We start from the raw sequence: 23,904 nt of genomic DNA, 5'->3' as shown, positions 1-23,904 counted from the left end.
AACACTCCCACCCTCGACTTCATGCAAAGGAGAACCCCCATGAGCGTTTACGAGCAACTCAAAGAACTGCGCATCAGCCTGCCCCCCGTGTCGGTGCCCTCCGCCGCGTATGTGCCCTATGTACAGACCGGCCCGCTGGTGTTCCTGAGCGGCCATATCGCCCGCAAGGACGGCAAACCCTGGGTGGCGCAGTTGGGCCGCGACATCGGCACCGAAGAAGGCCAAGCCGCAGCCCGCGCTGTCGCCATCGATCTGCTGGGCACGCTGCAAACCGCCTGTGGCGGTGATCTGAACCGCGTCAAGCGCATCGTCAAGCTGCTGAGCCTGGTCAACTGCACCAGCGACTTCACCGAACAACACCTGGTGACCAACGGCGCCAGCGAACTGTTCGTCCGCTTGTTTGGCGACAAGGGCGCGCATGCGCGCAGCGCCTTCGGCGTCGCGCAACTGCCGATGGGCGCCTGCGTCGAAATCGAGCTCATTGCCGAACTGGCCTGACCGGCCGGCATACCGTCATGTGTTTGCCGTCCGGTCTGGTGAATTCATGCAGAAAACCCCGGCCAGGATGAATGCATAGCCCATCATCTGCGTTGGCCCCGGGGTTTCTGCAATCATCAGGTATGCCATGATGGCCACGAATATCGGCTCGGTCAGTTCGATCGTTTGCACCCTGGACGCCGACAAATACTCCAGGGACTTCATCGTGCACAGCGTGCCGAGCAACGATGGCACAATCGCCAATGCCAGTATCGCAGGGACATGGGCCGGTTTGACGGCCGAGAAGCCGTCGATGGTCGCGGGGATGGCCAGATAGATGGCGCCAAAGAAAAACATGTTCCGCATGAAATGCATGCTCGCCTTCACGCCCTGTTTTCTCAGGTATACGGAAAACAGCCCGTATGAAGTCCCGGCCGCCATGGCCAGCATGACTCCATTCATATTTCTCAGGTGCGCGAGGTCGAAAACGATCAGCAGGCCCAGAATGCTGGCGCCCAGCGCGAGAATTTTCTTGCCGGTGATGCGCTCCATCTTCAACGACGATTCGAGAAGCAATGACGATATTGCCGCAGAGGCCATCATCACGAAAACCACGTTCGACGCCATTTCGTATTTGTAGGCCGAGGTTTCAAAATAGAACAAACCGAACAGACCGAACAATGCGGCAATGGCGAAAACCTTGACACTGCCGATCGAAGCCATGGCCGCCGGTTTTTCCGGCCTGCCGCCGGCCCGCGTGACATTGACGCCATACGCCACGAGCAGCATGATGCAGAAAACGATCGATGCCCGGTAGAAAGCGATGCTGCTCGGGTTGAGGTTGGCGGACGACAATTGCTTGCTCAATATGGCGATGAATGAATTCATGAAGGCCGCCATCAGGGCCAGACCCATGCCGATCGATGTTTTTCTATTGAATTGCATCGTGAAATCTTTCTGCCTTCCAAAGCGGCGTTGCAGGTTTTTCCCGGTAAATATTTCGCCGGCATGGGTGCGCAGCTTGGCATGAGCCGGATCGTTCATCATCCGGCACAGTGCGGCTGAAGCGGATGATGCCGCAGTTTCGCGCCAGCCGGGCTGGCACCTGCGCGGCCTGACGCCCGGGGCCTCGGCGCTCAGAACGACTCCCACTCCTCTTCGGGGTCTTGCTTGGCCATGGCCGGTTTTTTGCCGCCGGCCTTGCCCGGCAGGGCCGGTGCGCCCGCCGGGGTGGGTGCTGCGCCAGCACCCAGGCGGGGGGCCGCCTGGGTGCGCGCGCCTGCTGCGGGTTTGGCGGGCCGGGCAGAGGCGGCTGGCATGGCCGCGCCCGCACTCGTGCGTGCTGTCGTCATCGCGGCTTGCGCCATTGCGGCTTGCGCGGGGCCATGGCTGGCGTAGTCTGCGGCATTCACCTTGAATATCGACACCTCCCGCGCAAGGTGGTCGGCCTGCTCGCGCAGGCTTTGCGCTGCGGCGGCGCTTTGTTCCACCAGCGCTGCATTTTGCTGTGTCATCTGGTCGAGGTTGCTGATGGCCTTGTTGACTTGGGACACGCCCACGCTTTGCTCGGAAGACGCGGCCGTGATTGCGCCGATCATGTCGGTCACATGCTGCACCGACTGCACGATGTCGGCCATCGTGCTCCCGGCGTTCGATACCAGCCGGGAACCGGCCTCGACCTTTTCCACCGAGGCGATGATCAGTTGCTTGATCTCTTTGGCGGCCTCGGCGCTGCGCTGCGCCAGGTTGCGCACTTCAGACGCCACCACGGCAAATCCACGGCCCTGCTCGCCGGCGCGGGCTGCTTCCACGGCTGCATTGAGCGCCAGGATGTTGGTCTGGAACGCAATGCCGTCGATCACGCCGATGATGTCGGCAATCTTCTTGCTGCTGTGGTTGATGTCCTCCATCGTGGACACCACCTGCGTGACCACCTCGCCGCCCTTGCGCGCAACGCCCGTGGCCCCGGCGGCCAGGCTGCTGGCCTGCTGGGCGCTGCCTGCGCTTTGCGCGATGGTGCTGGTAAATTGCTCCATCGCAGCCGCCGTCTGCTGCAGGTTGCTGGAGGTCTGCTCGGTGCGGGCCGACAGGTCCTGGTTGCCGGTGGCGATCTCGGCGCTGGCCAGCGCAATGCTGTCGGTGCTCAGCCGCACCTGGTGCACCATGCGCCCCAAGGCGTTGCCCATCGTGTAGAGCGAGCGCAGCAGGTCGCCGAACTCATCGCCGCGCGTCACCGGCTCTTGCATGCTCAGGTCGCCGCCCGCCATGCGTTCGACCAGCGCGTTGGCCTGCGCCAGCGGGCGCTGCATGCTGCCGATCAGGTAATGGGCGCCGACGATGATGAGCAGGATCAGCAGGCCCGCCGTGACGGCGCTGATCTGCATGATCAGCGCGTGCGCATCGTCCATCTCCTGCTGGCTCTGTTGCGCGTTTCGTTGCTGCTGCCGCACGAAATCCTGCAACCCCTGCAGATAAATGGCCACGGCGGGGTTGTAGGACTTTTGGAGCACGGCCCGCGCCGGCTCTTGCTGGTCCGCACTTTTGAGTTGCAGGGCCTGGTCGCGCAGATCGACCGCCGTCTGGCGCAGTTGCGCCAGTTGGGCCATCTGCGCCTTGTCGGCATCGGTCAGCGCCATGGCCTCCAGCGACTTTTGCACCGCGCCGATCTGCGCCGAAGTGGCGAGCATCACATCCTTGAATTGCGCCTCGGCCTGCGGATCGGAGATGACGCTCAGGATCTGTGTCCGTGCGGCATTGACTTCGACCAGGCCGGCCCAGCGCATCGCCGCCTGCACACGGCTGGCCATGTCACTGGCCATGGCGTCGGCCCGGGCCTGCGCCCGGTCCAGGCGATAGCCGGAAAAACCCAGCACGATCAGCAGCAAGACCACGGTCGAAACCACCGCCAGCCACAGTTTGTGGGCCATTCGAAAGCGTGTGGGCATGGCGGGTCTCCCTCTCGTGCATGTGTGCATGTGTGTGCCGTTTGCGCGCGGCTGCGGGGCATTTTTTCACGATTCACACGGGCAAAAGCAGTAAAAGAAGCCGTCACCAGGTAACTCTGCGTATTGCAACGGCAGCACATGCAACGGCTGCCTTCCATGCCAGCGGACGCTGCGCAACGGGCTTTGCCGGGCCGCTGGCGACCCACCCGGCGCCGGTCACTGGCACGGGGCGGCGGCGGCGCTGTGCCGATCGCCCTTGCCGCCTTCGGGCCTGGGTGCAGTGGTGTTTCAGAGGATCCGCGTCACGCCCGACGGCCTGAAGCCCAGATCCGTCGCCTTGCCCTTGCGGCCACGCGCTGCGCGGGCGTTGTTCAGCGAGCGCAACTCCAGCGTTTCTTCGCGCAGCTTGCCGCCCCGGCCCAGGCCATCGATCCGGACGCTGCGGACATAGGCGGCGGCGCCTGCCAGGCGGTCCTTGTCTTCCAGATCGATCAGCAACAGACCCCGGCCGCCGTTGGCCATGGTCTTGAGTTCGCCCAGCTCGAACGTGAGTATGCGCCCGCCGGTGGAGGCGCAGGCCACATGCGTGGCCGGCAGCACCGGCGCGCTGCCGGTGCTGCCGAAGGCGTGCGAGGGCGGGCATGGTGTCTCGCCCCCGGCCAGCGTGAGGAAGGTCTTGCCGCCCTTCTGGCGCGAGATCATGTGTTCGACCGTCGCCAGAAAACCGTAGCCGCCCGAGTTGGACAGCAGCAGCGTGGCCTGGGCCGGGCCGGCAAAGTAGTGCAGCACCTGGGTGCCGGCTTCCAGCTCGATCAGCGTGGTGACGGGCTGGCCATCGCCGCGCGCGCCGGGCAGCAGCGATACGGCCACCGAATACACCCGGCCGTTGTTGCCAAAGGCCAGCAAGGTGTCGACGGTGCGGCATTCAAACGTGCCGTACAGCCCGTCGCCGGCCTTGAAGGCAAAGCTGGCCGCCTCGTGCCCATGGCCGCTGCGCACGCGCACCCAGCCCTTTTGCGAGACCACCACGGTCACCGGCTCGTCGGGCACCCGAACCTCGATCACGGCCTTTTTTTCCGCCTGTATCAGCGTGCGGCGCGGGTCGGCAAAGGTCTTGGCGTCGGTCTCGATTTCCTTGATCAGGGTGCGGCGCAGCGCGCCGGGGTGGTTCAGTATGTCTTCGAGCTTGCCCTGGCGGTCGCGCAGTTCCTTGAGTTCCTGCCCGATCCGCAGCGCTTCGAGCCGTGCCAACTGGCGCAGGCGGATTTCCAGGATGTCCTCGGCCTGCCGGTCGCTCAGGCTCCAGCGCGCCATCAGCGCTGCCTTGGGCTCGTCGGCCTGGCGGATGATCGCGATCACCTCATCGAGGTGGAGCAAAACGATTTGCCGCCCCTCCAGGATGTGAATGCGTTCGAGCACCTTGTTCAGGTGGTGCTGCGAGCGGCGGGTGATGGTGGTCTGACGGAAGGCGATCCACTCTTGCAGCATCTGCCGCAGCGATTTTTGCACCGGCCGGCCGTCCAGGCCCACCAGCGTCAGGTTGATCGGCGCCGAGGTCTCCAGGCTGGTGTGCGCCAGCAGCGCGGTGATCAGTTCCTGCTGCGGCGTCTTGCCGGTCTTGGGCTCGAACACCAGGCGCACCGGCGCGTCCTTGCCCGATTCGTCGCGCACCAGATCGAGCACGGCCAGCAGGCTGGCCTTGAGCTGGGTCTGCTCCTGGCTGAGCGCTTTTTTCCCGACCTTGATCTTGGGGTTGGTCAGTTCCTCGATTTCTTCGAGCACGCGCTGCGTGCTCACGCCGGGCGGCAACTCGTTGACCACCAACTGCCACTGCCCGCGCGCGAGTTCTTCGATCTTCCAGCGCGAGCGCAGCTTCAGGCTGCCACGGCCGGTTTGGTAGGCCCCGGCAATCTCGGCGGCGCTGCTGATGATCTGGCCGCCGCCGGGATAGTCCGGGCCAGGCACCAGGGCCAGCAGTTCCTCTTGCGTGAGCGCGGGCGTCTTGATCAACGCAATGCAGGCGGCGGCAATTTCGCCCAGGTTGTGGCTCGGGATTTCGGTGGCCAGGCCCACGGCAATGCCGCTGGCGCCGTTGAGCAGCGCAAATGGCAGCCGGGCGGGCAACTGGCGCGGCTCCTCGGTGCTGCCGTCGTAGTTGGGCATGAAGTCGACCGTGCCTTCGTCGATCTCGTCGAGCAGCAAACGGGCGATGCGCGACAGGCGCGCCTCGGTGTAGCGCATGGCCGCAGCACTGTCGCCATCGCGGCTGCCGAAGTTGCCCTGGCCGTCGATCAGCGGGTAGCGCTGGGCAAAGTCTTGCGCCATGCGCACCAGCGCGTCGTAGGCCGACTGGTCGCCATGCGGGTGAAAGCGCCCGAGCACATCGCCGACCACGCGCGCGCTCTTGACCGGCTTGGCCGCCGTGTTGCCTGCGGCGCCGCCGTAGCCCAGCCCCATGCGGCCCATCGCGTACAGGATGCGCCGCTGCACGGGCTTGAGGCCGTCGCACACATCGGGCAGCGCGCGGCCTTTGACGACCGACAACGCGTATTCCAGATAAGCCCGCTGGGCGTAGTCCGCCAGGCCCAGGGTCTCGCCCTCGTCGTTGCCTGCGGTGCTGAAATCAGAAATGGATGGGTCGCTCATGGAGTCTTCTTTCTGCGGGTGCGGGGTGCGCGCGCGGCTGGCGCGGCAGCCCGTGGGTGGCACATGCCGTTATACGTGATCGGGCGCGCACAAATCCAGCGCGTGGGGAGCAACTTTCGAACGCCGGCGCCCATCAGAATCAGAGCGCGGCAGGCGCGACACCGCCCGGCGAACCTGTGGACAGGCCGGCAGGCGATCTGCCCAGCCAGCGCTGCGCTCAGCGGCCATCATGCCTGTCCGATTCCACACGAAACGGCGCGCAGCCGCGCCGGGCGCGAACGGCAAACCGTGGCAAAGGAAGAGGGCCTCCGCATGAATCTGGACCTGCTCAAAGCAGCCTTCGTCGGCTTCATCCGCGCGCGCGGCATCGAGCACCATTTCCGCCGCCTTGGCAGGGACATGTTCCGCAGCGCTGCGCTGGCCCGGGAAGTCCCGCAAACCATTGCCCAGAGTCTGGTCTGCGCGTCACAAACGAAGCCCGACGCGCTGCTGCGCCAGTTGGGCACCCGCCCGGGCGGCCTGACCGGGCAGGAGGCCGATACCATCCGCGCCGCCGTCGGCCCCCATGCCGTCGGGCACGAAAAGCGGCTGACCTGGCGGGTTCACCTGTGGCATTGCTACAAGAACCCGTTCAACCTGCTGCTGACGGCATTGGCTGCGGTGTCGTATTTCACCGAAGACATGAAGGCCGCGATGGTGATCGGCGCGATGGTGCTCTCGTCCACGCTGATGCGCTTCATCCAGGAGTCGCGCTCGAACGGCGCCGCCGACAAACTCAAGGAGATGGTCAGCAACACCGCGACCGTCAGCCGCTGCGGCGCCGCGCAAGACAGCGCCGAACCAGCCCCGCGCCACGCCGATGCCAGCCCGCACTCCAGAGGCTCCCGGCGCATCGAGCTGCCGATCGAGGAGTTGGTGCCCGGCGACATCGTGCAATTGTCCGCCGGCGACATGATCCCCGCCGACCTGCGCCTGCTCTCGGCCAAGGACCTGTTCGTCAGCCAGGCCGCCATGACGGGCGAATCGCTGCCAGTGGAAAAATTCGCAGAGCATCGCGGCAGCGCCGCCGGCAATCCGCTGGAGTTGGACAATGTGTGCTTCATGGGCACCAACGTGATCAGCGGCGCGGCGGCGGCGGTCGTCCTGACCACGGGCAACCGCACCTATTTCGGCGCGCTGGCCGAGCGCGTCACCGCCACCGACCGCACGCCGACGGCATTCCAGTGCGGCGTCAACCAGGTCAGTTGGCTGCTGATCCGCTTCATGCTGGTGATGACGCCGATCGTGTTCTTCATCAACGGCTTCACCAAGGGCGATTGGATCGAGGCCTTCCTGTTCGGCCTGTCGATCGCCGTCGGCCTGACGCCGGAAATGCTGCCGATGATCGTCACCTCCACGCTGGCAAAAGGCGCGGTGGCCCTGTCGCGCAAGAAGGTCATCGTCAAGCGGCTGGACGCGATTCAAAATCTCGGCGCGATGGACATGCTGTGCACCGACAAGACCGGCACGCTGACGCAGGACAAGATCTTCCTCGAGCGCCACACCGGCATCCTCGGCGCGCCCAATGACGAAGTGCTGCAATACGCCTACCTCAACAGCTACTACCAGAGCGGCCTGAAAAATCTGCTGGATACGGCCGTGCTGGAGCACGCCGAATTGCAGCGCGAAATGGCGCTGGCCTCGGCCTATCGCAAGGTCGATGAAATCCCGTTCGACTTCCAGCGCCGCCGCATGTCGGTAGTGCTCAGTGAACGCGAAGACCACCACGAACTGATCTGCAAAGGCGCGGTGGAAGAAATCGTTTCGGTCTGCACGCATGCGCGCAACGGCGGTGCGATCGTGCCCTTCACGCCGCAACTGCTGGCCGAGATCGGCGCGACCACCGCCAGCCTGAACGCCGAAGGTCTGCGCGTGGTGGCCGTGGCCGCCAAAGACCTGCCGCCGACCAAGGAAACATACGGCGTCGCCGATGAGTCGGGCCTGGTGCTGATCGGTTACATCGCCTTCCTCGATCCGCCCAAGGAATCGACGGCGCCGGCGCTGGCCGCGCTGCGCGCGCATGGCGTCACCGTCAAGATCCTGACCGGCGACAACGAACTGGTGAGCGCCAAGATCTGCCGCGAAGTCGGGCTGGAGATACAGGGCATGCTGCTTGGCGCGCAGCTGGAAAAGATGAGCGATGCCGAACTGGCGCTTGCGCTGGAAAAGACCACCGTTTTCGCCAAACTCAGCCCGGCGCACAAGGAACGCATCGTGCGCGTGCTGCATGACGAGGGGCATGTGGTCGGCTTCATGGGCGACGGCATCAACGATGCGCCGGCATTGCGCGCGGCCGATGTCGGCATCTCGGTCGATACCGCCGTCGACATCGCCAAGGAGGCGGCCGATCTGATCTTGCTGGAAAAAAGCCTGATGGTGCTCGAAGCCGGCGTGCTGGAAGGCCGCAAGACCTTCGCCAACATGCTCAAGTACATCAAGATGACCGCCAGTTCCAACTTCGGCAATGTCTTGTCGGTGCTGGTGGCGAGCGCGTTCCTGCCTTTCCTGCCGATGCTGCCTTTGCATCTGCTGGTGCAGAACCTGCTGTATGACGCATCGCAAATTCCGATCCCGTTCGACCACGTCGACAAGGAATTCATCGAGAAGCCGCAACGCTGGAACCCGGGCGACATCGGCCGCTTCATGGTGTTTTTCGGCCCGGTCAGCTCGGTCTTCGACATCAGCACGTTTGCCCTGATGTGGTACGTGTTCGGCGCAAACTCGCCGGATCGTCAAACCCTGTTCCAATCGGGCTGGTTCATCGAAGGCTTGCTGTCGCAAACGCTGATCGTGCACATGATCCGCACCCGGCGCATTGCGTTCCTGCAAAGCCGCGCTTCATGGCCGCTGATGGGCATGACGCTGGTCATCATGGCCATCGGCATCATCGTGCCGATGTCGCCGCTGGCCAGCTACTTCAAGCTGCAGGCGCTGCCGCCGGGCTACTTTGCGTGGCTGCTGGCGATCCTGATCGCTTACGGCGCGCTGATTCAGGCCATGAAGAATTGCTACACCCGGCGCTACGGCTGGCAATGAGGGAAAAAACCGGCGGCTACCCCGCTGTGCGCGCGGCCCGGCGGCGCAGCAGGCGCGGCAGCAGCAGCACCGCCAGCACGACGACGATCAGGCCCAGCGAGCCGGGGCGCTCCAGGAAGATCGTCCACTTGCCTTCACCGATGGCCACGGCGTTGCGCATCTGCGTCTCGGCCAAAGGCCCGAGGATCATGCCCACCACCACCGGCGCAGCCGGGAAGTCGAAGCGGCGCATCAGCACCCCCAAAAGGCCGATCGCGTACAGCAGCAGCAGATCGAACGCGCTCTGGCGCATGCCATACACGCCCAGGGTGGAGAACACCAAAATGCCCGCGTACAGATAGGGCTTGGGGATGTTCAGCAGCTTGACCCACAGGCCCACCAGAGGCAGGTTCAGAATCAGCAGCATCACGTTGCCGATGTACATCGACGCGATCAGCGCCCAGACCAGCGCCGCGTTGCTATCGAACAGTTGCGGGCCAGGCTGTATGCCGTAGTTCTGGAACGCGCCCAGCAAGATGGCGGTGGTGTTCGACGTCGGGATGCCCAGCGTGAGCAGCGGAATCAGCGTGGCGGTGACGGCCGCGTTGTTCGCGGCCTCGGGGCCGGCCACGCCCTCGATGGCGCCGGTGGTGCCGAATTCTTGCGGGTTCCGGCTGAGCTTCTTTTCCGTGGCATAGCTCAAAAAGGTGGGAATTTCGCTGCCGCCCGCAGGCACGGTGCCGAACGGAAAGCCGATGGCCGTGGCGCGCAGCCAGGCCGGCCAGGAGCGGCGCCACTCCTGCCGCGTCATGTGCGTGCTGGTCAGGCGGTTTTGGGTTTCTTCGGTCTGGCCCTCGTACATCACGCTGTACAGGGCTTCGCCGACGGCAAACAGGCCCACGGCAATCAACACCACCTCGATGCCATCCATCAGTTCGGGCATGCCGGCGGTGTAGCGCGCCTGGCCGGTGATCTGGTCGATGCCGATCAGCCCCAGGGCCAGGCCGACGAGCAGCGCCACCATGCCGCGCAACAGGCTCTTGCCCAGCACCGCGCTGACGGTGGTGAAGGCCAGCACCATCAGCATGAAGTATTCCGGCGGCCCCAGGCGCACCGCGTGCCGCGCCACCAGCGGCGCGAAGAACGTGACCAGCACGGTGGCAATGCTGCCGGCCACGAACGAGCCGATGGCCGCCGTGGCCAGGGCCGCGCCGGCGCGCCCGTTCCTGGCCATTTTGTTGCCCTCCATGGCCGTGACCATGGAGCCGGCCTCGCCCGGCGTGTTCAGCAGGATCGCCGTGGTCGAGCCGCCGTACATCGCGCCGTAATAAATGCCGGCAAAAAAGATCATCGAGGCCGTGGCCTCGACCTTGACCGTGATCGGCAGCAGCATGGCCACGGCCACCGCAGGCCCGATGCCGGGCAGCACGCCCACGGCCGTGCCTATCATGCAGCCGACAAAGGCCCACAGCAGATTGACGGGGGTGGCTGCGGTGGCAAAACCGTGCATCAGCAGATCGAGCGTCTCCATGGCGTGTCGGCCCTACAGCCACCCCGTGCGGGTCAGGCCGGGCAGGTTGATGGCCAGCAATTGCGTAAACATCCAGAACACCGGCGCTGCCACGGCCACACCGATCAAGCCATCCTTGACCCAGGCCCGCAGGCGCAGGTCGAGCTGGCCTTCAGCGCTCTTGAAGCCCCGCACCGACAGCACGAAGCACAGCGCGCAGCTCAGGATGAAGCCCAGCGTGGTGATCAGCAGCGCATTGAGCAGCAAAGCGGCCGACACCCAGAGGAAGCCCTGCCAATGCGCGCGCTCGGCGCCAGAGCCTGCTTGCAGATCGCGCAAGCCCCCGGTCAGCGCATGCAGCACACACAGCAGCGCGCAGACCAGCAGCGCCGCGCTCACCAGCCAGGGGAGAAAATTCGGGCCTACGCCGCCGTAGCCGGCCTCGGAACTGACCGCGCTGGCGCCCCAGGCCAGCAACAGCGCCAGCAGCGCCAAGCCGGCACCGAGCAGGGTCTGCAAGGGCCGCGAGTGCGACGAATGCGACGAATGGCGCGCTGGATGGTGCGACGAATGTGCTGGCGCCACGTCAGACCATCCCCGACTTGGCCATCGTGGCACGCAGGCTGGCGAACTCGGCATCGACGAAGTTGGCAAACTCGTCGCCGGCCAGCCAGGCGGGCGTCCAGCGGTTCTTGTCCATCTGGTCTTGCCAGGCCGGGTGCTTGAAGGTTCGGTGCAGCGCATCGATCAGCACTTTGCGCTGCCCGTCCGTGATGCCGGGGGCGCCGTACACGCCGCGCCAGTTGCCGATCTCCACATCGATGCCCTGCTCCTTGAGCGTGGGCACGTTCACCCCCTTGAGGCGGGTGCCGGAAGTCACGCCCACGGCGCGCATCTTGCCGGCAGCGATGTATTCGGCAAACTCGCTGTAGCCGCTGCCGCCCACGGTGACATTGCCCCCCAGGACGGCGGCGATGGCTTCACCGCCGCCACGGAAGGCCACGAAGTTGATCTTGGCCGGGTCCACCCCCACCGCGCGGGCGATCATCGCGGCGGCAATGTGCTCGGTCGAGCCGCGCGAGCCACCGCCCCACTTGACGCTGCCCGGGTCTTTTTTGAGCTGTTCGAGCAAATCCTTCATGGTCTTGTGCGGCGAATCGACGGGCAGCACGAACACGTTGTACTCGCTGGTCAGGCGCGCCAGCGGCGTGACCTTGTCCAGCCCCACCGGCGGCCTGCCGGCGATGATGCCGCCGAGCATCACGGCGCCCATCACCATCAATGCGTTCGGGTCGCCCTTGCTGGCATTGACGAACTGCGCCAGGCCAATGATCCCGGCGGCGCCGCCCCGGTTGTCATAAGACACCGACGCTGCCGCCCCCGCATCCTGCATCGCCTTGCCCAGCGCGCGGCCGGTGGAATCCCAGCCGCCGCCCGGGTTGGCGGGAATCATCATCTTCAAGGCGGCTGCCTTTTGGGCCGACACGGGCAGCACGCCCGCAGCAGCCATGGCTGCCAGTGATTTCAGAAAAATGGCACGACGCATGTAGTCTCCGGAAAAGGTTTGCCAACCGCCCAATGATGCACGCAGCCGCCGCCCGAACGGCGCTTCACGGACCTGGGGTAAACCCCAGGGCCTGGTGACCGCTTTCCCGATGGCGCAAGCTGCATATCAGCCATGCGTCCGGGCTTCATTCCGGGCCATCTCTTGGGCCATCTCTTGGGCTTTCCCTTGGGCCATGCCCCGGACCATGCCCGGTCTCGTTCCGGGCCTGGCGCATGACGCATCCTCGGGCCTGCCAATGGCGGCGCTGACAGGCCCGGTGCGGCGCAAGCGGGTGCCGCAGCGCGGTCTCAGACCGGGCCGGCATCGCATCGGTCTGGCCCGCGCAGGCGCTTGTAGAAGAACGTGGTGCTGCAGAATGCGCCGTCCGGCATCAGCGCGTAGTCGGGCACCATGCCCACCTGCTGCCAGCCTGCGCGCCGGTACAGCCGCTCGGCGTCGCCGCCGGTCACGGTGTCGAGCACCAGCACGGTCCGGCCTTCGGCGCGGGCGGCATCCTCCACGGCGGCCAGCAGGCGCCGGGCCAGACCCTGGCGGCGCGCCTTGCGGTGCACTAGCATCTTGGCTACGTCGGCGCGGTGGGGTTGGTTGTCGGGCATGGCCGTCACCAGTTGCACGGTGCCGACGATGCCGCCATGCGGGTCTTGGGCTACCAGCAGCACGCGCTCGTTGCGGGCGACGCCCTCGGCCACGGTGCGCCAAAACGCCAGCGCCTTGTCGCGCGGCAGCGGCCACATGAAGCTGACCGATGCGCCGCCCTGTACGCAGTCGATCAGCACATCGGCCAGCGCCGCAACGCTGGCGGCGGCCTCATCGGCGTCCAGCCGGCGCACGGTGGCAGGGGTTGCCGTCATGGCTTGGCCGGCGGCAGGCGTTGGGGTCGTCATTGGGTGGCCTCTCGGGGATGGCAAAAAGAAATGGCGTCGTGCTGCCTGCCGTGGCGCTGCGTGGCTGAAGTCCGGCGCTCGGGGGCCGCTTCGGGATGCCCGCCGCGCGCTGCCGGCAGGCGCTGCGCCGATGTTATCGTGTCGCCATGCGAGTCCTTTTGAAATGGCTGCTCAGCGCTGTCGCGTTGCTGTTCGTGGCCTATGTGTACAGCGGGGTGGAGGTGCGCAGCTTCGGCGCGGCCTTGATCGCGGCCTTCGTCATTGGCCTGTTCAACGTGGTGCTGCGGCCGGTGCTGGTGCTGCTGACGCTGCCGGTGACCATCGTCACCTTGGGGCTGTTCCTGTTCGTCATCAACGCGCTGATGTTCTGGGCCGCCGCCAGCCTGCTCGACGGCTTTCAGGTCACCGGGTTTGCTGCCGCGCTGCTGGGCTCGCTGATCTATTCGTTGCTCGGGGTGCTGATCGAGTCAGCGCTCGGCGGCCTGTTCGCGCAGCAGTGACTCCATCGCGCGCAGCCGGGTGTCGATGATGGAGGCGTCGATGTGGTCCACGGCCGCGCCGCTGCGGCGCGCCAGGTCTTGTCCGGCCTTGAAGCGGTCTGCGGCGGCGGCATAGTCGTAGCGCGCAGCATGGGCCTCGGCCTCGGCCCGCACCGCGCGCAGGGTCTGGCCCTGGGCCTGTGCGACGGCGGCCAGCAACTGCCATGCCGTGGCGTCCTTGGGGTGGTTGGCGACCCAGGTTTGCAGGGCCTGCGCGCCTTCGCCTGCCCGGCGGGCCTGCAGCAGGGCCCGGGTGCGCAGCAGCAGTTCCGGCCGGCCGGTGTCGCTGCCTGCGGGCAGGGCTTGCAGGGCCTGCAACGCGGCGTCGGCGGCGCCAGCGGCCAGTTCGATCTCGGCGTTCAACAGGCCGAGCAGCCTGCGGGTGGCCGGGTCCGACGCCTGCCGGGCATCGGGCGCGTTGCGCACCAGATCGTCGAGCTTTTGGGCCGCAGCGCGCGCGCCGGCGGCATCGCGCAGTTGGCTGCTGCCCAAGGCGGCGACGTACAGCGCGGCGGCGCGGTGCGGCAGCGGCTGGCTGGCCCAGCCGCTGCTGTGCGGTTCGGCGATCCATTGGCGCAGGCTGTCCACGCCCGGGTTGGCAAGCACTCTGGCGCGCGCTGCCACCAGTGCGTGTTCCAGCGTCGCGGGCGCCGCCGCCGTGGCGCCGATGGCCGTGCCCGGCGGGATGCGCGCGTGCATGTCGGCGCTGCGCTCGGTGGTCAGCGGGTGGCTGCGCAGATAGGGCCAGGAGCCGTTGTCATTGAGGCGGTTGGCCTGTTGCAGTTTGTCGAACATGCCGACGAAGCCCTGGGGGGCGAAGCCGGCAGGCGCCATCAGCCCGTAGCCGATGCGGTCGGCCTCGCGCTCCATGTCGCGCGAGAAGTTCAGTTGGTTTTGCAGCAGCAGCGCCCGGCCGCCGACCACCAGGGCCTGGGCCGCGTCCGGGTTCTTGCTCGCGGCCAGCGCGCCCAGCACCAGCGCGCCGAGCAACAGCGGTGTCTGTTTTTTCTGCGCGGTGAGCAGGCGCGAGACATGGCGCTGGAGGACATGGCTGAGCTCGTGCGCCAGCACCGAGGCCAGTTCATCGCGCGTGCTGGTGACGCCGACCAGACCGAGGTGCAGCCCGAGATAGCCGCCGGGCAGGGCGAAGGCGTTCACGCTCCGGTCGCGCCCGAGCAGCACCTCCCAGGCAAAGCGCTCGTCGAGTTCGGCCGACAGTTCCCCGCGGGCGCGGGCCGCCGCCAGCAGCGACTGCCACAGGCCCTGCACATAGTCCTCCAGCACCGGGTCGTCGATGTAGTCGGGGTCGCGGTAAAGCTCGCGGATGATGCGATCGCCCAGGCGGCGCTCGGCGCTGCTGCCCAGTTCGCTGCCGTCGCCCAGGGTCGGCAGGCCGGTCTGCGCGCTGGCCGGTGGCGCCCATGCCAGCGCGCACGCGCCCACGGTCAGGGCCAGCAGCGCCCGTTGCACCACGGCTTTGGCCTTGCGGCACAGGAACGGCGGCATCAGAACGGGTCCAGCGCCAGAAATCCCCGGGGCTCGGCCGTGGCGGCGTCCAGCAGCATGGTCCAGGCGGTGCCGCGATCGATCAGCGGCAGGTAGCGCAACTGCGCTGCCGGCTGGCCGCTGTCTGCCACCGCGCGATCGATCCGCGCCGTCTGCTGGGCAAAGCGCTGGCGCAGATCGGTGATCGGCTTGGCCACGGCAAGGATGTCGGCGGTGCTGCTGGCATAGGGCTGCCACAGATCGCAGCGCGCCGGCAGCGCGGCGCCGTCGAGCGCGGCCATCGTGGCGTCATATTGCTCGTTGGCGTCCTTGAAAGGCCGCAGCGCAATCAGCGTGGGGCCGGTGATCGGCAGCTTTTGCAGCGCTGGCGGCGCCTTGGCCAGCAGTTGGTCATCGACATCGATGGCATGGACCACGCTCATGCGGCTGTATTCGAACACCAGATGCACCGGCCGGGCCACGAAGACGGTCCACAGGCCATAGCCCAGGGCCGCCAGTTGCAGCATGCCCACCACGGAAAGGTCCAGCACCAGCTCGCGCCGGCGCTTGGTGCGGTTGAAAATGGCCAAGGTGATCAGCGGCCCCATGATCACGTCGACACTGACCACGAGCAGGAACAGCGTCCGCCCGCCGGAAACGTCCCGGTACGGATACGGGTACCACAGGCCAAAAACCAGCAGCGCTGCCAGCGCTGCAATGCCCAGGCTGATGCCCAGATGAATGCCGCTGGCGCGCAGGCGCCCCGCCCAACCGGCGTGCAGGCGCTCTTTTTCTCTGGCGCACAGGCGCTTTAGCCAATTTCGCATGATCGTATGATGCTCCCGTCCGATGTCCGATGATGGTTCAGGCAAAGCCTGTCCCGCACTGTTTTTCCACTGCATGTCCGCACTCACCCACTTCGATGCCCAAGGCCATGCGCACATGGTCGATGTGGCTGCCAAGCCTGCCACCCACCGCATGGCCATTGCCTGCGGGCGGATCGAAATGTTGCCAGAAACGCTGGCGCTGATCAAAACCGGGACGGCGCGCAAAGGGGATGTGCTGGGCGTTGCCCGCATCGCCGGCATACAGGCGGCGAAAAAGACCAGCGAGCTGATCCCGCTGTGCCACCCGCTGGCATTGACCCGCGTCGCGATCGAATTCGACGCCGCAGCCCCGGCCCCGACGGACGCCAGCGGCATATCGTGCACGGCCACCGTGGAGACCGTGGGTCCGACGGGCGTCGAGATGGAAGCCCTGACGGCCGTGCAGATCGCGCTGCTGACCATCTACGACATGTGCAAGGCGGTGGATCGGGGGATGGTCATCCACGGGGTGCGGGTGCTGCAAAAGCATGGCGGAGCGTCGGGCAGTTTCGTCAGCCGCTGAACCGGCCCCGGCTCAGCGCCCGCTGCGCGCCAGATAGCGCTTGCGCCAAAACAGCAGCAGCAACGCCAGCGCGATGAACAGCATCGCTGCCAGCGCCCACCAAAAGCCATTGGCTTTGTCGGTCAGCGGCAGGAACTCGAAGTTCATGCCGAAGATGCCGGCCATCAGGTTCAGCGGCAGGAACACCGCCGTCAGCGCCGTCAGCGTGCGCATGGTGTCGTTGGTGCGCTGGCTCTGCACCGAAAAATGGATTTGCACGGCGGTCTCCGTGCTTTGCTCCAGCCGCCGCACATGGCGCACCACGCGCTCTATGTGTTCGAGCACGTCGCGGCTGCGCACCTTGAGCAGGTCCAGCTCGCGCAGGCCCGCCGGGCTGTCGGGCAAGGCCCAGGTCTCCAGCGTCTCGATCCAGTCCTGCAAGGCCGCGCGCTGGCCTTCGCAGATTTCGTCCAGAGCGTGCAGCGCCAGCCGCGCCTGCAGCAGCGAGGCCCAGTTCACGCCACGCGCGCGCGGCTTGAGCAGCTCGGTCTGCCAGTGGTCGAGTTGGCGCGTGAGTTCGCGGCGCAGGTCCAGGTAGCCATCGACCATCAGGTGGATCACGCGCAGCATCAGGTCGGCCGGGCTGCCGGGCAGGCGGGCGCCGGGTAGCGGGCTGCTGCGGCCCTCTGCGGGGCTGGCGCCGGGCAGGGCGGCCAGCAGGCGCGCCGCATAGGCATTGCGCACGGCGCAGTCGTCGGGGTGCACCGTCAGCAGCAATTGGTCGAACAGCGCAAAGCCGACGGGGCTGGTGTCGATGCGCCGCAGCACCGGCGGGCCACGGCGTTTGCCGGCAGGCGCAGGCCCATCCTGCGGCGCGGCGGCGGCATGGCCCTGCGCGCTGGCCAGCCGGCGGAACACCAGCAGGTCGTACTGCGAGGTGTAGTCGAAATGCGAAGGCAGTTGCGCGTTGAGCAGGTCAGAGACATGCAAGTCCACCAGTTGCAGACCGGCGAGGGCTTGCAGGCTGCCCTGTATGTCCGCCAGCCGGGCCTGGAAGACCGGGCGGGAGCAGGCGATCCAGACAAAGCCCTGCGCCGGCATCCGGGCCGGCAGGGCCGCCAGTTCCTGCACGCCGCCGCCATGGATGTGAAAGATGCGCATGTGGCCCGGGCCGGGGTTCGTCGATGCGTGGATTCGTGGGTGCGTGGGTGCGTGAACGCCTGAACGCGCCCGTGGCGCCCGTTCCGTATGCGCTTTGAGCTATCTTTTGAGGAGCAATCTTGCCGCATCGCGGGCAAAGTAGCTCAGCACCCCGTCGGCGCCTGCGCGTTTGCAGGCCAGCAGGCATTCCATCATCACTGCGTCGTGGTCGAGCCAGCCATTGGCGGCGGCGGCCTTGATCATCGCGTACTCGCCGCTGACCTGGTAGACGAAGGTGGGCATGCGGAACTCGTCCTTCACGCGGCGCACGATGTCCAGGTACGGCATACCGGGCTTGACCATCACCATGTCGGCGCCTTCGGCGATGTCGATGGCCACCTCGCGCAGGGCCTCGTCGCTGTTGCCGGGGTCCATCTGGTAGGTGTTTTTGTCGGCCTGGCCGAGCGCGCTGCGCGAGCCGACGGCGTCGCGGAAAGGGCCGTAGAAGGCGCTGGCGTACTTGGCGCTGTAGGCCATGATGCGGGTGTGGATGTGGCCCTGCACCTCCAGCGCCTCGCGGATCGCGCCGATGCGCCCGTCCATCATGTCGCTGGGGGCGATGATGTCCACGCCGGCCTCGGCATGGGTCAGGGCCTGGCGCGTCAGCAGCGCCACCGTGTCGTCGTTGATGATGTCCCCGGCCGGGCCGAGAACGCCGTCCTGGCCGTGGCTGGTGTAAGGGTCGAGCGCCACATCGGTCATCAGGCCGAGTTCGGGCAACTCCTTCTTCAACGCGCGCACCACGCGCGCAATCAGGCCCTCGGGGTTCAGCGCCTCCCTGGCATCGGGCGTCTTCAGGGCCGGGGCGATGACGGGAAACAGCGCCAGCACGACAATGCCCAGCCGCAGGCAGTCCTCGGCCACGGGCAGCAACAAATCCAGGCTCAGCCGATCGACGCCGGGCATGGACGCAACGGCCTGGCGCTGGTTTTGGCCCTCGTGCACGAACACGGGATAGATCAGATCCTGCGGCGCGAGCGCATGTTCGCGCACCAGCGCGCGGGTGAAGGCGTCACGGCGCAGCCGGCGCGGGCGGCTTTGCGGAAAGGGGGCGGGGCTTTGGACAGGCATGGGGAAATTTTGCCTGAAGTCACCAGCGCGCAGCGCCGGTGCTGCCTGCCCCTCATGCTCCGGCATTGCGCATCAGGCCGATGACCCAAGCCGATGGCGCGTTCGGCAAGGCCGTTCGACAAGGCTTTCCCCCCCGGGGTTTGAACAGGTCTCAGGCCGACGCCATCAAGGCATCGTCGAAGATCGCCACTGCGCGCGTCCAGCCTGCCGAAGCGCCACGGATCTTGTGCGGAAAGCAGCTGATGAAAAAGCCCGTCGGCGGCAGCACCTCCAGGTTGTGCAACTTCTCCAGGTGGCAGTAGCCGATCTCGCGGCCTGCCTTGTGGCCTTCCCAGATCAGCGATGCGTCCTGCGTTTGGCCGTATTTCTTCGCGGTGTGCACGAAGGGCGCGTCCCAGCTCCAGGCGTCGGTGCCGGTCAGGCGCACGCCGCGCTCGAGCAGATACATCGTGGCTTTGTAGCCCATGCCCGCGCCGGCCGACACATAGTCGCCGTGGCCGTAGCGCGAGCCGGCGCGCGTGTTGACCAGCACGATTTCGAGCGCGCTCAGCGTGTGGCCGATGCGCTGGAGTTCGGCCTGAACGTCGTCGACCGTGACCACGTAACCGTCAGCGAAGTGGCGAAAATCCAGCTTCACGCCGGGCTGGAAGCACCAATCGAGCGGCACCTCGTCGATCGCGATGGCCGGCCGGCGCTTGCCCAGCGCCTTGTCCATGGTCGAGTGAAAGTGATAGGGCGCATCGAGGTGCGTGCCGTTGTGCGTGGACATCTGTACCCGTTCCACGGCCCAGCCTTCGCCATCGGGCAGGTCTGCGCGCTGCAAGCCCGGAAAGAAGGACGCGATCTGCTCATAGGTCTGATCGTGCGTGAAGTACTCGATCTTCGGCGCGAAGGCCGGCGGGTCGGAGAGCACGTCGTTTTCCAGGAAGATCGACAGGTCGACAAACTTGCGTGGCATGGGCGTATCCCGGGTGGGGGGGTGGATGGGTGGGTGGATGGATGGAGGGTTCTGCACATCAGGGGTGCTGCCAGCGCAGCCAGCGCTTTTCTGCGCCGGCCAGCAGCGCGTTGCTGACAAAGCCGATGCCGCCGAGCAGCGCGATGCCGGCGAACAAATCGCTCGCGCGAAAGGCGCGCGCGGCCAGAAGAATGGCCTGGCCCAGGCCGCTTTGCGCGGCGATCATTTCACCGACCACCGCCACGATCAGGGCAACGGTCAGCGCCAGCCTCATGCCGGCCAGGATATCGGGCATGGCGTTGGGCAGGCCCATCTTCCAGACCTGGGCGCCACGCGACATCTGCAGGCAGCGCGCCACTTCCGACAGGCGCGGCTCCAGCGTCGCCAGGCCGTGCACCGTGGCCAGCAGCACCGGCCACATCGCGCCGAAAGCGACCACGAACAGCACCGTGCCGCGATTCAACCCGAAGATCGATAGCGCCAGCGGCAGCAACGCCGAAGCGGGCAGCGGCCGGATGAATTCGAGCGTCGGCTGCACCCAGGCACGCGCCACCGGCGACACGCCGATGGCCGTGCCCAGCAGTACACCGAAGAGCGAGGCCAGCAGCCAGCCCTGCAGCATGTGGCCGACGGTGGCCTGCGTGAAGGCGATCAGTTCGCCGTTGCCGGCGTCCCGCGAAAGATCGAGCCCTTCGAGCAGGCTGGCAAAGACGGCTTGCGGTGTCGGCAAGAACACGCGGCTCACCCAGCCCGCGTTGCTCGCGCCCCACCACAGCGCAACCAGCGCGCCGAGAACGGCGAGCGCACCGAGCGCGCCAAGACCATCGGCGCCCAGGCGCGGGTGCCCGTTGCCGTTCATGACAGCGCCCCCATGCGCCGCGCCACCAGCCGCTGCAAAAGCACCATGCCGGCATTGACTGCAAAGCCCACCACGCCGATCCAGCCGAGCCACGCGAGCATCAGCGCAGGCTCGAAACTCTGCTGCGCAATCATCATCGCGTAGCCCATGCCGTAGGGGTTGGCCGCAATCTCCACCGTCACGGCCACCACCAGCGCCAGCGCCACGCCAAGCCGCAACGCGACAAACAGGCGCGGCACGATGGCCGGCAGCACGATCTTGAAAGTCCGCTCGCGTGCCGACAGACCCAGCACGCGGCTGACTTCGAGCAGCCGGGGCTCGATCTGCTGCACCGCCGACTGCACCAGCACCAGCAGCGGCCAAAAGGTGGCGAAGGCGACGATGCCCAGTTCCATGCGCACGCCAAAGCCGAAGGTCAGCATCGACAGCGGAATCAGCGCAACGCAAGGCACGGGCCGCAGCACCTCGATCGACAAAAACCCCAGTTGCGCCGCGCGGCGCGAGATCCCGAGCACCAGTCCGAGCGCCAGCCCGAGCGCCGTGCCCAGCAGCAGGCCGAGCGCCGCCGTGCCGAGCGTAAAGCCTGTGGCGTGCCAGAGCGAGCCGTCCAGCGCCGCGCCGACCAAAGCCCTGGTCGCAGCGCTCGGCGGCGCAAGTGCATCGCTGCCCAGCGCGGCTGCGCGCCGCGCGTACCACTCGAAGGCAGCGGCCAGCAGCGCAGGAAACACCCACGGCCGCAGCCAGCGCAACAAGCGGCCCTGTGCCATTTCAGTCATGGCTGTGCTCGATGAAAGCGAACAGCTCGCGCCGCAATCGCAGGTAGTCCGGATGTTCCTTGGTCGTCAGATGGTCGCGCGGACGCTCAAGCCCCACGTCGATCATCCGCGCCAGGCTCGGCCGCCCCGGGCCAGGGTTGGCGCGCAGCGCGATCACGCGGTCTGCCAAGTAGATGGCTTCTTCGAGATCGTGCGTGACAAAGAGCACCGTCAGCCCGTCGTCGCGCACCAGCCGCGCCAGTTCGTCCTGCAAGCTCTGGCGCGTGAGCGCATCGAGCGCGCCAAAAGGCTCGTCCATCATCATCAACTCGGGCTTTTGCGCCAGGCAACGCGCAATCTGCACGCGCTGCTGCATGCCGCCCGACAACTGCACCGGGAACTTTTGCGCATGTTTGACCAGACCGACCTTGCCCAGCACATCGGCGATGCGCGGCCCGCGCTCGGCCGCAGGCACGCCGGCCGCCTCGAATGCCAGGCTCACATTGCCTGCCACCGTGCGCCAAGGCAGTAGCGCGCGGCCGTAGTCCTGGAACACAAAGGCCACCTCGCGCACAGGCCCGGTCATCTTCACGCCGTTGCGCCGCACTTCGCCGGCGCTGGCGCGGACCAGCCCACTGGCTGCGCGCAGCAGCGTGGTCTTGCCGCACCCGCTCGGGCCCACGATGCAGACGAATTCGCCATGTGCCACGTCGAACGAGGTGGGCGTCAGAATCTCGCGCCCGCCGAACCGGATCGCCACGCCATCCAGGCGCAGGAAGGGCGCGGGCGGCGCCGCAGAACCTGCGGGCGCGCGCAATGCGCCGGGCGCTCCCGCCGTCGAGGCGGCAGATGCGGTGATCGATGCGGGAGCGCAGATCACTTGACGATCAACCGCGCAACGTCGATGTCCGTCTTGAGCATGTCCTGCTCCTTCATCAGAGCGCTCCAGTAGGCCAGTTGCCGGTCGCTCACCATCGGGCCGGGCGGCGAGATCTGCAACTTGACCAGCACCTCGGGCGGCAGTTTGATGTACTTGCCGATCGCGGCGCGCACCTTTGCGTCGTTTTTGGGCTGCTGCATGAAGTTCGCGGATTCGAGCAGCGCCTGGCGAAAGGCGTGCACCGCCGCAGGGTTGCTGGCGACCCACTCGCGCTTGGCCGCGTGCACGATGGTCTGGTTGTTCTCCGGCAGGAAGGTCGAGTAGTACGAGGCCACGTAGCCCGCGCCGCTGTCGGTGATGCGGCTCATGAACGGGTCGGCCGACACCACCGCGTCCACCGAGCCGCCGCGCAGCAAGTCGCCGTGCTGCGGGAACGCGACCTCGACGAAGTGGACCTTGCGGTAATCCACGCCGCTGTTCTTGAGCCATGCGCGGAAGGTCACATGCAGGAAGGCGCCAAGGCCCGGCACGCCGATCTTCTTGCCCACGCAGTCCTGCGCGCTCTTGATGCCGGAGCCTGCGCGCGCCACCAGGCCGAAACTGGTGATGGTCTTGGACGTGACCGCGCCGCCGGCCACCAGCACCAGGTCCAGCCCGCCGTCCACCGCCTGCAAGAACACCGAAGGCGTGGGCCCGCCGATCTGCAGCGAGTCCGATTGCAGCGCCGCCGGAATGATGGAGTTCAGCGCAATGAACTTCAGTTCCACGTCCAGGTTGCGCCTCTTGAAGCCGCCTTCTTCTGCCGCCACGAAGACCGAGGCGAAGTCGGTCACCGCCGTGTAGCCGAACACGATCTTCGGGTTCGACTGCGCGCGCACAGCCGGCGCAGTGGCGGCGGCAAGCGCCCATAGCAGGGTGCGTCTTTTCGGCGTCATGTCGGTTCACTCCCGGGGATGGTTTCTTGCGCGCGCCCGGGCTGGGGGCGCGGCAGCGCGGCGCGCAGGCCGCCGACGATGAAGTTCACGAGCATCGGCGCCACGGCCGGGTCGCTGCGCTTGTTCTGGCCATGCGAGAGGCGTTCGATGCGCGTGTCGCTCAGGTGGTGCAGCAGCGCGCCAAGAGTGAACTGATAGCCCCACGCCACCTGGCTGCGCGTGGCATGAGGCAGCGCGAGGTGGAGCGCGTCGATATAGGCCTGTGCCAACGGGTCGAAGTAGCCGCGCAGCACGCGATCGACTTCCGCCGTGGCATGGCCCAACTCGCGCGAGACCAGCAGCGCGTAGTACTCGCCCTCGGCGCCCGCGCGCAGGGCCAGCACCGGGCCGGTGAAGACCTCGATGATGCGCACCAGCGTGCGCGGATCATCGGGGTCGTTGTCCAGCGCAGCCAAGCCGGCCAGCCGCTCGTCGATGGTGTGGCTCCAGTGCTCGAAGATGGCATGAAAGAGCGCGTGCTTGGGGCCGAAGTAATAGCCCACCAGCGCCAGCGGCACACCGGCTTGCTCGGCGATCTGGCGGATCGTCACCGCGTGGTAGCCGTGCTGCGCGAAGAGCTTTTCGGCCGCCAGCAGGATGGCCTGCCGGCGGTCGGGCCGGCCGGCCTCGGTGATCGCGGCGGTCCGGCGGGCGCTGCGCTTGACGATAGGGGTACGGGCCTGCATCGGGCTTATTGCACATGCGTACAAATATCTTGTACATGCGTACAAA

22 protein-coding genes are annotated in these 23,904 nt (G+C 66.7%); 5 read left to right on the top strand and 17 right to left on the bottom strand.

Annotation, left to right across the window (positions count from 1 at the left end; genetic code table 11):
- Window positions 1–39 precede the first annotated feature (39 nt).
- Window positions 40–498 (top strand): RidA family protein, encoded by a 459-nt coding sequence (locus VEIS_RS01995; protein ID WP_011808207.1) that lies wholly within the window; start codon window positions 40–42, stop codon window positions 496–498.
- Window positions 499–513: 15 nt separating this feature from the next.
- Here the strand turns inward: VEIS_RS01995 and VEIS_RS01990 are convergent, their stop codons facing one another.
- Entirely contained in the window at window positions 514–1,422 is a 909-nt protein-coding gene (locus VEIS_RS01990; protein ID WP_198137943.1) for a DMT family transporter, read from the bottom strand.
- Between VEIS_RS01990 and VEIS_RS31050 the strand changes: the two genes are divergently transcribed.
- Window positions 1,417–1,542 carry a hypothetical protein gene (locus VEIS_RS31050; RefSeq protein WP_265685392.1) on the top strand — a complete coding sequence of 42 codons (126 nt, stop codon included), beginning with the start codon at window positions 1,417–1,419 and terminating at the stop codon, window positions 1,540–1,542. The genes VEIS_RS01990 and VEIS_RS31050 overlap by 6 nt on opposite strands.
- A gap of 71 nt (window positions 1,543–1,613) precedes the next feature.
- On the opposite strand, the gene VEIS_RS01985 is transcribed toward VEIS_RS31050, so the two are convergent.
- The gene (locus tag VEIS_RS01985) at window positions 1,614–3,422 is read right to left on the bottom strand and encodes a methyl-accepting chemotaxis protein (protein WP_011808205.1); all 1,809 of its coding nucleotides are present in this window, start codon (window positions 3,420–3,422) and stop codon (window positions 1,614–1,616) included.
- A 288-nt stretch (window positions 3,423–3,710) separates the two neighbouring features.
- Window positions 3,711–6,068, bottom strand: a complete 2,358-nt coding sequence (parC, locus tag VEIS_RS01980) for a DNA topoisomerase IV subunit A (RefSeq protein WP_011808204.1) — start codon at window positions 6,066–6,068, stop codon at window positions 3,711–3,713.
- 312 nt (window positions 6,069–6,380) lie between these two features.
- Here parC and mgtA point away from each other — a divergent pair, with 312 nt between their 5' ends.
- Window positions 6,381–9,143 carry a magnesium-translocating P-type ATPase gene (mgtA, locus tag VEIS_RS01975; protein WP_011808203.1) on the top strand — a complete coding sequence of 921 codons (2,763 nt, stop codon included), beginning with the start codon at window positions 6,381–6,383 and terminating at the stop codon, window positions 9,141–9,143.
- Window positions 9,144–9,159: 16 nt separating this feature from the next.
- Here the strand turns inward: mgtA and VEIS_RS01970 are convergent, their stop codons facing one another.
- The 4 genes from VEIS_RS01970 to VEIS_RS01955 form a co-directional block, all read right to left on the bottom strand.
- Window positions 9,160–10,653: a tripartite tricarboxylate transporter permease gene (locus VEIS_RS01970; RefSeq protein WP_011808202.1), complete on the bottom strand. Its 1,494-nt coding sequence runs from the start codon at window positions 10,651–10,653 to the stop codon at window positions 9,160–9,162.
- Window positions 10,654–10,665: 12 nt separating this feature from the next.
- Complete coding sequence (locus tag VEIS_RS01965) at window positions 10,666–11,151, bottom strand: tripartite tricarboxylate transporter TctB family protein (protein ID WP_041949742.1); 486 nt, start codon at window positions 11,149–11,151, stop codon at window positions 10,666–10,668.
- Window positions 11,152–11,218: 67 nt separating this feature from the next.
- Window positions 11,219–12,178, bottom strand: a complete 960-nt coding sequence (locus VEIS_RS01960; protein WP_011808200.1) for a Bug family tripartite tricarboxylate transporter substrate binding protein — start codon at window positions 12,176–12,178, stop codon at window positions 11,219–11,221.
- Window positions 12,179–12,486: 308 nt separating this feature from the next.
- Window positions 12,487–13,083, bottom strand: a complete 597-nt coding sequence (locus tag VEIS_RS01955; RefSeq protein WP_011808199.1) for a GNAT family N-acetyltransferase — start codon at window positions 13,081–13,083, stop codon at window positions 12,487–12,489.
- A gap of 146 nt (window positions 13,084–13,229) precedes the next feature.
- Here VEIS_RS01955 and VEIS_RS01950 point away from each other — a divergent pair, with 146 nt between their 5' ends.
- Window positions 13,230–13,583, top strand: a complete 354-nt coding sequence (locus tag VEIS_RS01950) for a phage holin family protein (protein ID WP_041949741.1) — start codon at window positions 13,230–13,232, stop codon at window positions 13,581–13,583.
- On the opposite strand, the gene VEIS_RS01945 is transcribed toward VEIS_RS01950, so the two are convergent.
- Complete coding sequence (locus VEIS_RS01945; protein ID WP_011808197.1) at window positions 13,551–15,128, bottom strand: M48 family metalloprotease; 1,578 nt, start codon at window positions 15,126–15,128, stop codon at window positions 13,551–13,553. The two genes, VEIS_RS01950 and VEIS_RS01945, sit on opposite strands and share 33 nt — an antisense overlap.
- The gene (gene tfpZ / locus VEIS_RS01940; protein WP_011808196.1) at window positions 15,128–15,934 is read right to left on the bottom strand and encodes a TfpX/TfpZ family type IV pilin accessory protein; all 807 of its coding nucleotides are present in this window, start codon (window positions 15,932–15,934) and stop codon (window positions 15,128–15,130) included. Before tfpZ ends, VEIS_RS01945 begins: the two co-directional genes overlap by 1 nt.
- A 73-nt stretch (window positions 15,935–16,007) precedes the next feature.
- On the opposite strand from tfpZ, the gene moaC reads away from it, so the two are divergent.
- A complete protein-coding gene (moaC, locus tag VEIS_RS01935; protein ID WP_041950424.1) occupies window positions 16,008–16,496 on the top strand; it encodes a cyclic pyranopterin monophosphate synthase MoaC in 489 nt (162 codons plus the stop codon).
- A 12-nt stretch (window positions 16,497–16,508) separates the two neighbouring features.
- Here the strand turns inward: moaC and VEIS_RS01930 are convergent, their stop codons facing one another.
- The 8 genes from VEIS_RS01930 to VEIS_RS01895 all read right to left on the bottom strand — a co-directional run bounded on the left by VEIS_RS01930 (window position 16,509) and on the right by VEIS_RS01895 (window position 23,858).
- Complete coding sequence (locus VEIS_RS01930; RefSeq protein ID WP_011808194.1) at window positions 16,509–17,636, bottom strand: CorA family divalent cation transporter; 1,128 nt, start codon at window positions 17,634–17,636, stop codon at window positions 16,509–16,511.
- A gap of 99 nt (window positions 17,637–17,735) precedes the next feature.
- Window positions 17,736–18,746 carry a porphobilinogen synthase gene (gene hemB, locus VEIS_RS01925; protein WP_041950423.1) on the bottom strand — a complete coding sequence of 337 codons (1,011 nt, stop codon included), beginning with the start codon at window positions 18,744–18,746 and terminating at the stop codon, window positions 17,736–17,738.
- Window positions 18,747–18,897: 151 nt separating this feature from the next.
- Complete coding sequence (locus tag VEIS_RS01920; RefSeq protein ID WP_011808192.1) at window positions 18,898–19,704, bottom strand: cyclase family protein; 807 nt, start codon at window positions 19,702–19,704, stop codon at window positions 18,898–18,900.
- 58 nt (window positions 19,705–19,762) lie between these two features.
- Entirely contained in the window at window positions 19,763–20,563 is an 801-nt protein-coding gene (locus VEIS_RS01915) for an ABC transporter permease (protein ID WP_011808191.1), read from the bottom strand.
- On the bottom strand, window positions 20,560–21,330 hold the full coding sequence (locus VEIS_RS01910; protein ID WP_041949739.1) for an ABC transporter permease: 771 nt from the start codon (window positions 21,328–21,330) through the stop codon (window positions 20,560–20,562). Before VEIS_RS01910 ends, VEIS_RS01915 begins: the two co-directional genes overlap by 4 nt.
- 1 nt (window position 21,331) lies before the next feature.
- Window positions 21,332–22,198, bottom strand: a complete 867-nt coding sequence (locus VEIS_RS01905) for an ABC transporter ATP-binding protein (protein WP_011808189.1) — start codon at window positions 22,196–22,198, stop codon at window positions 21,332–21,334.
- Window positions 22,195–23,133, bottom strand: a complete 939-nt coding sequence (locus tag VEIS_RS01900; protein WP_011808188.1) for an ABC transporter substrate-binding protein — start codon at window positions 23,131–23,133, stop codon at window positions 22,195–22,197. Before VEIS_RS01900 ends, VEIS_RS01905 begins: the two co-directional genes overlap by 4 nt.
- Window positions 23,130–23,858 (bottom strand): TetR/AcrR family transcriptional regulator, encoded by a 729-nt coding sequence (locus tag VEIS_RS01895; RefSeq protein ID WP_011808187.1) that lies wholly within the window; start codon window positions 23,856–23,858, stop codon window positions 23,130–23,132. The genes VEIS_RS01900 and VEIS_RS01895 overlap by 4 nt, the downstream gene beginning before the upstream one ends.
- Window positions 23,859–23,904: the final 46 nt, after the last annotated feature.

The organism is Verminephrobacter eiseniae EF01-2, assembly GCF_000015565.1.
Taxonomy (GTDB): domain Bacteria; phylum Pseudomonadota; class Gammaproteobacteria; order Burkholderiales; family Burkholderiaceae_C; genus Acidovorax; species Acidovorax eiseniae.
This window is presented reverse-complemented; position numbering and strand designations above follow the sequence as displayed.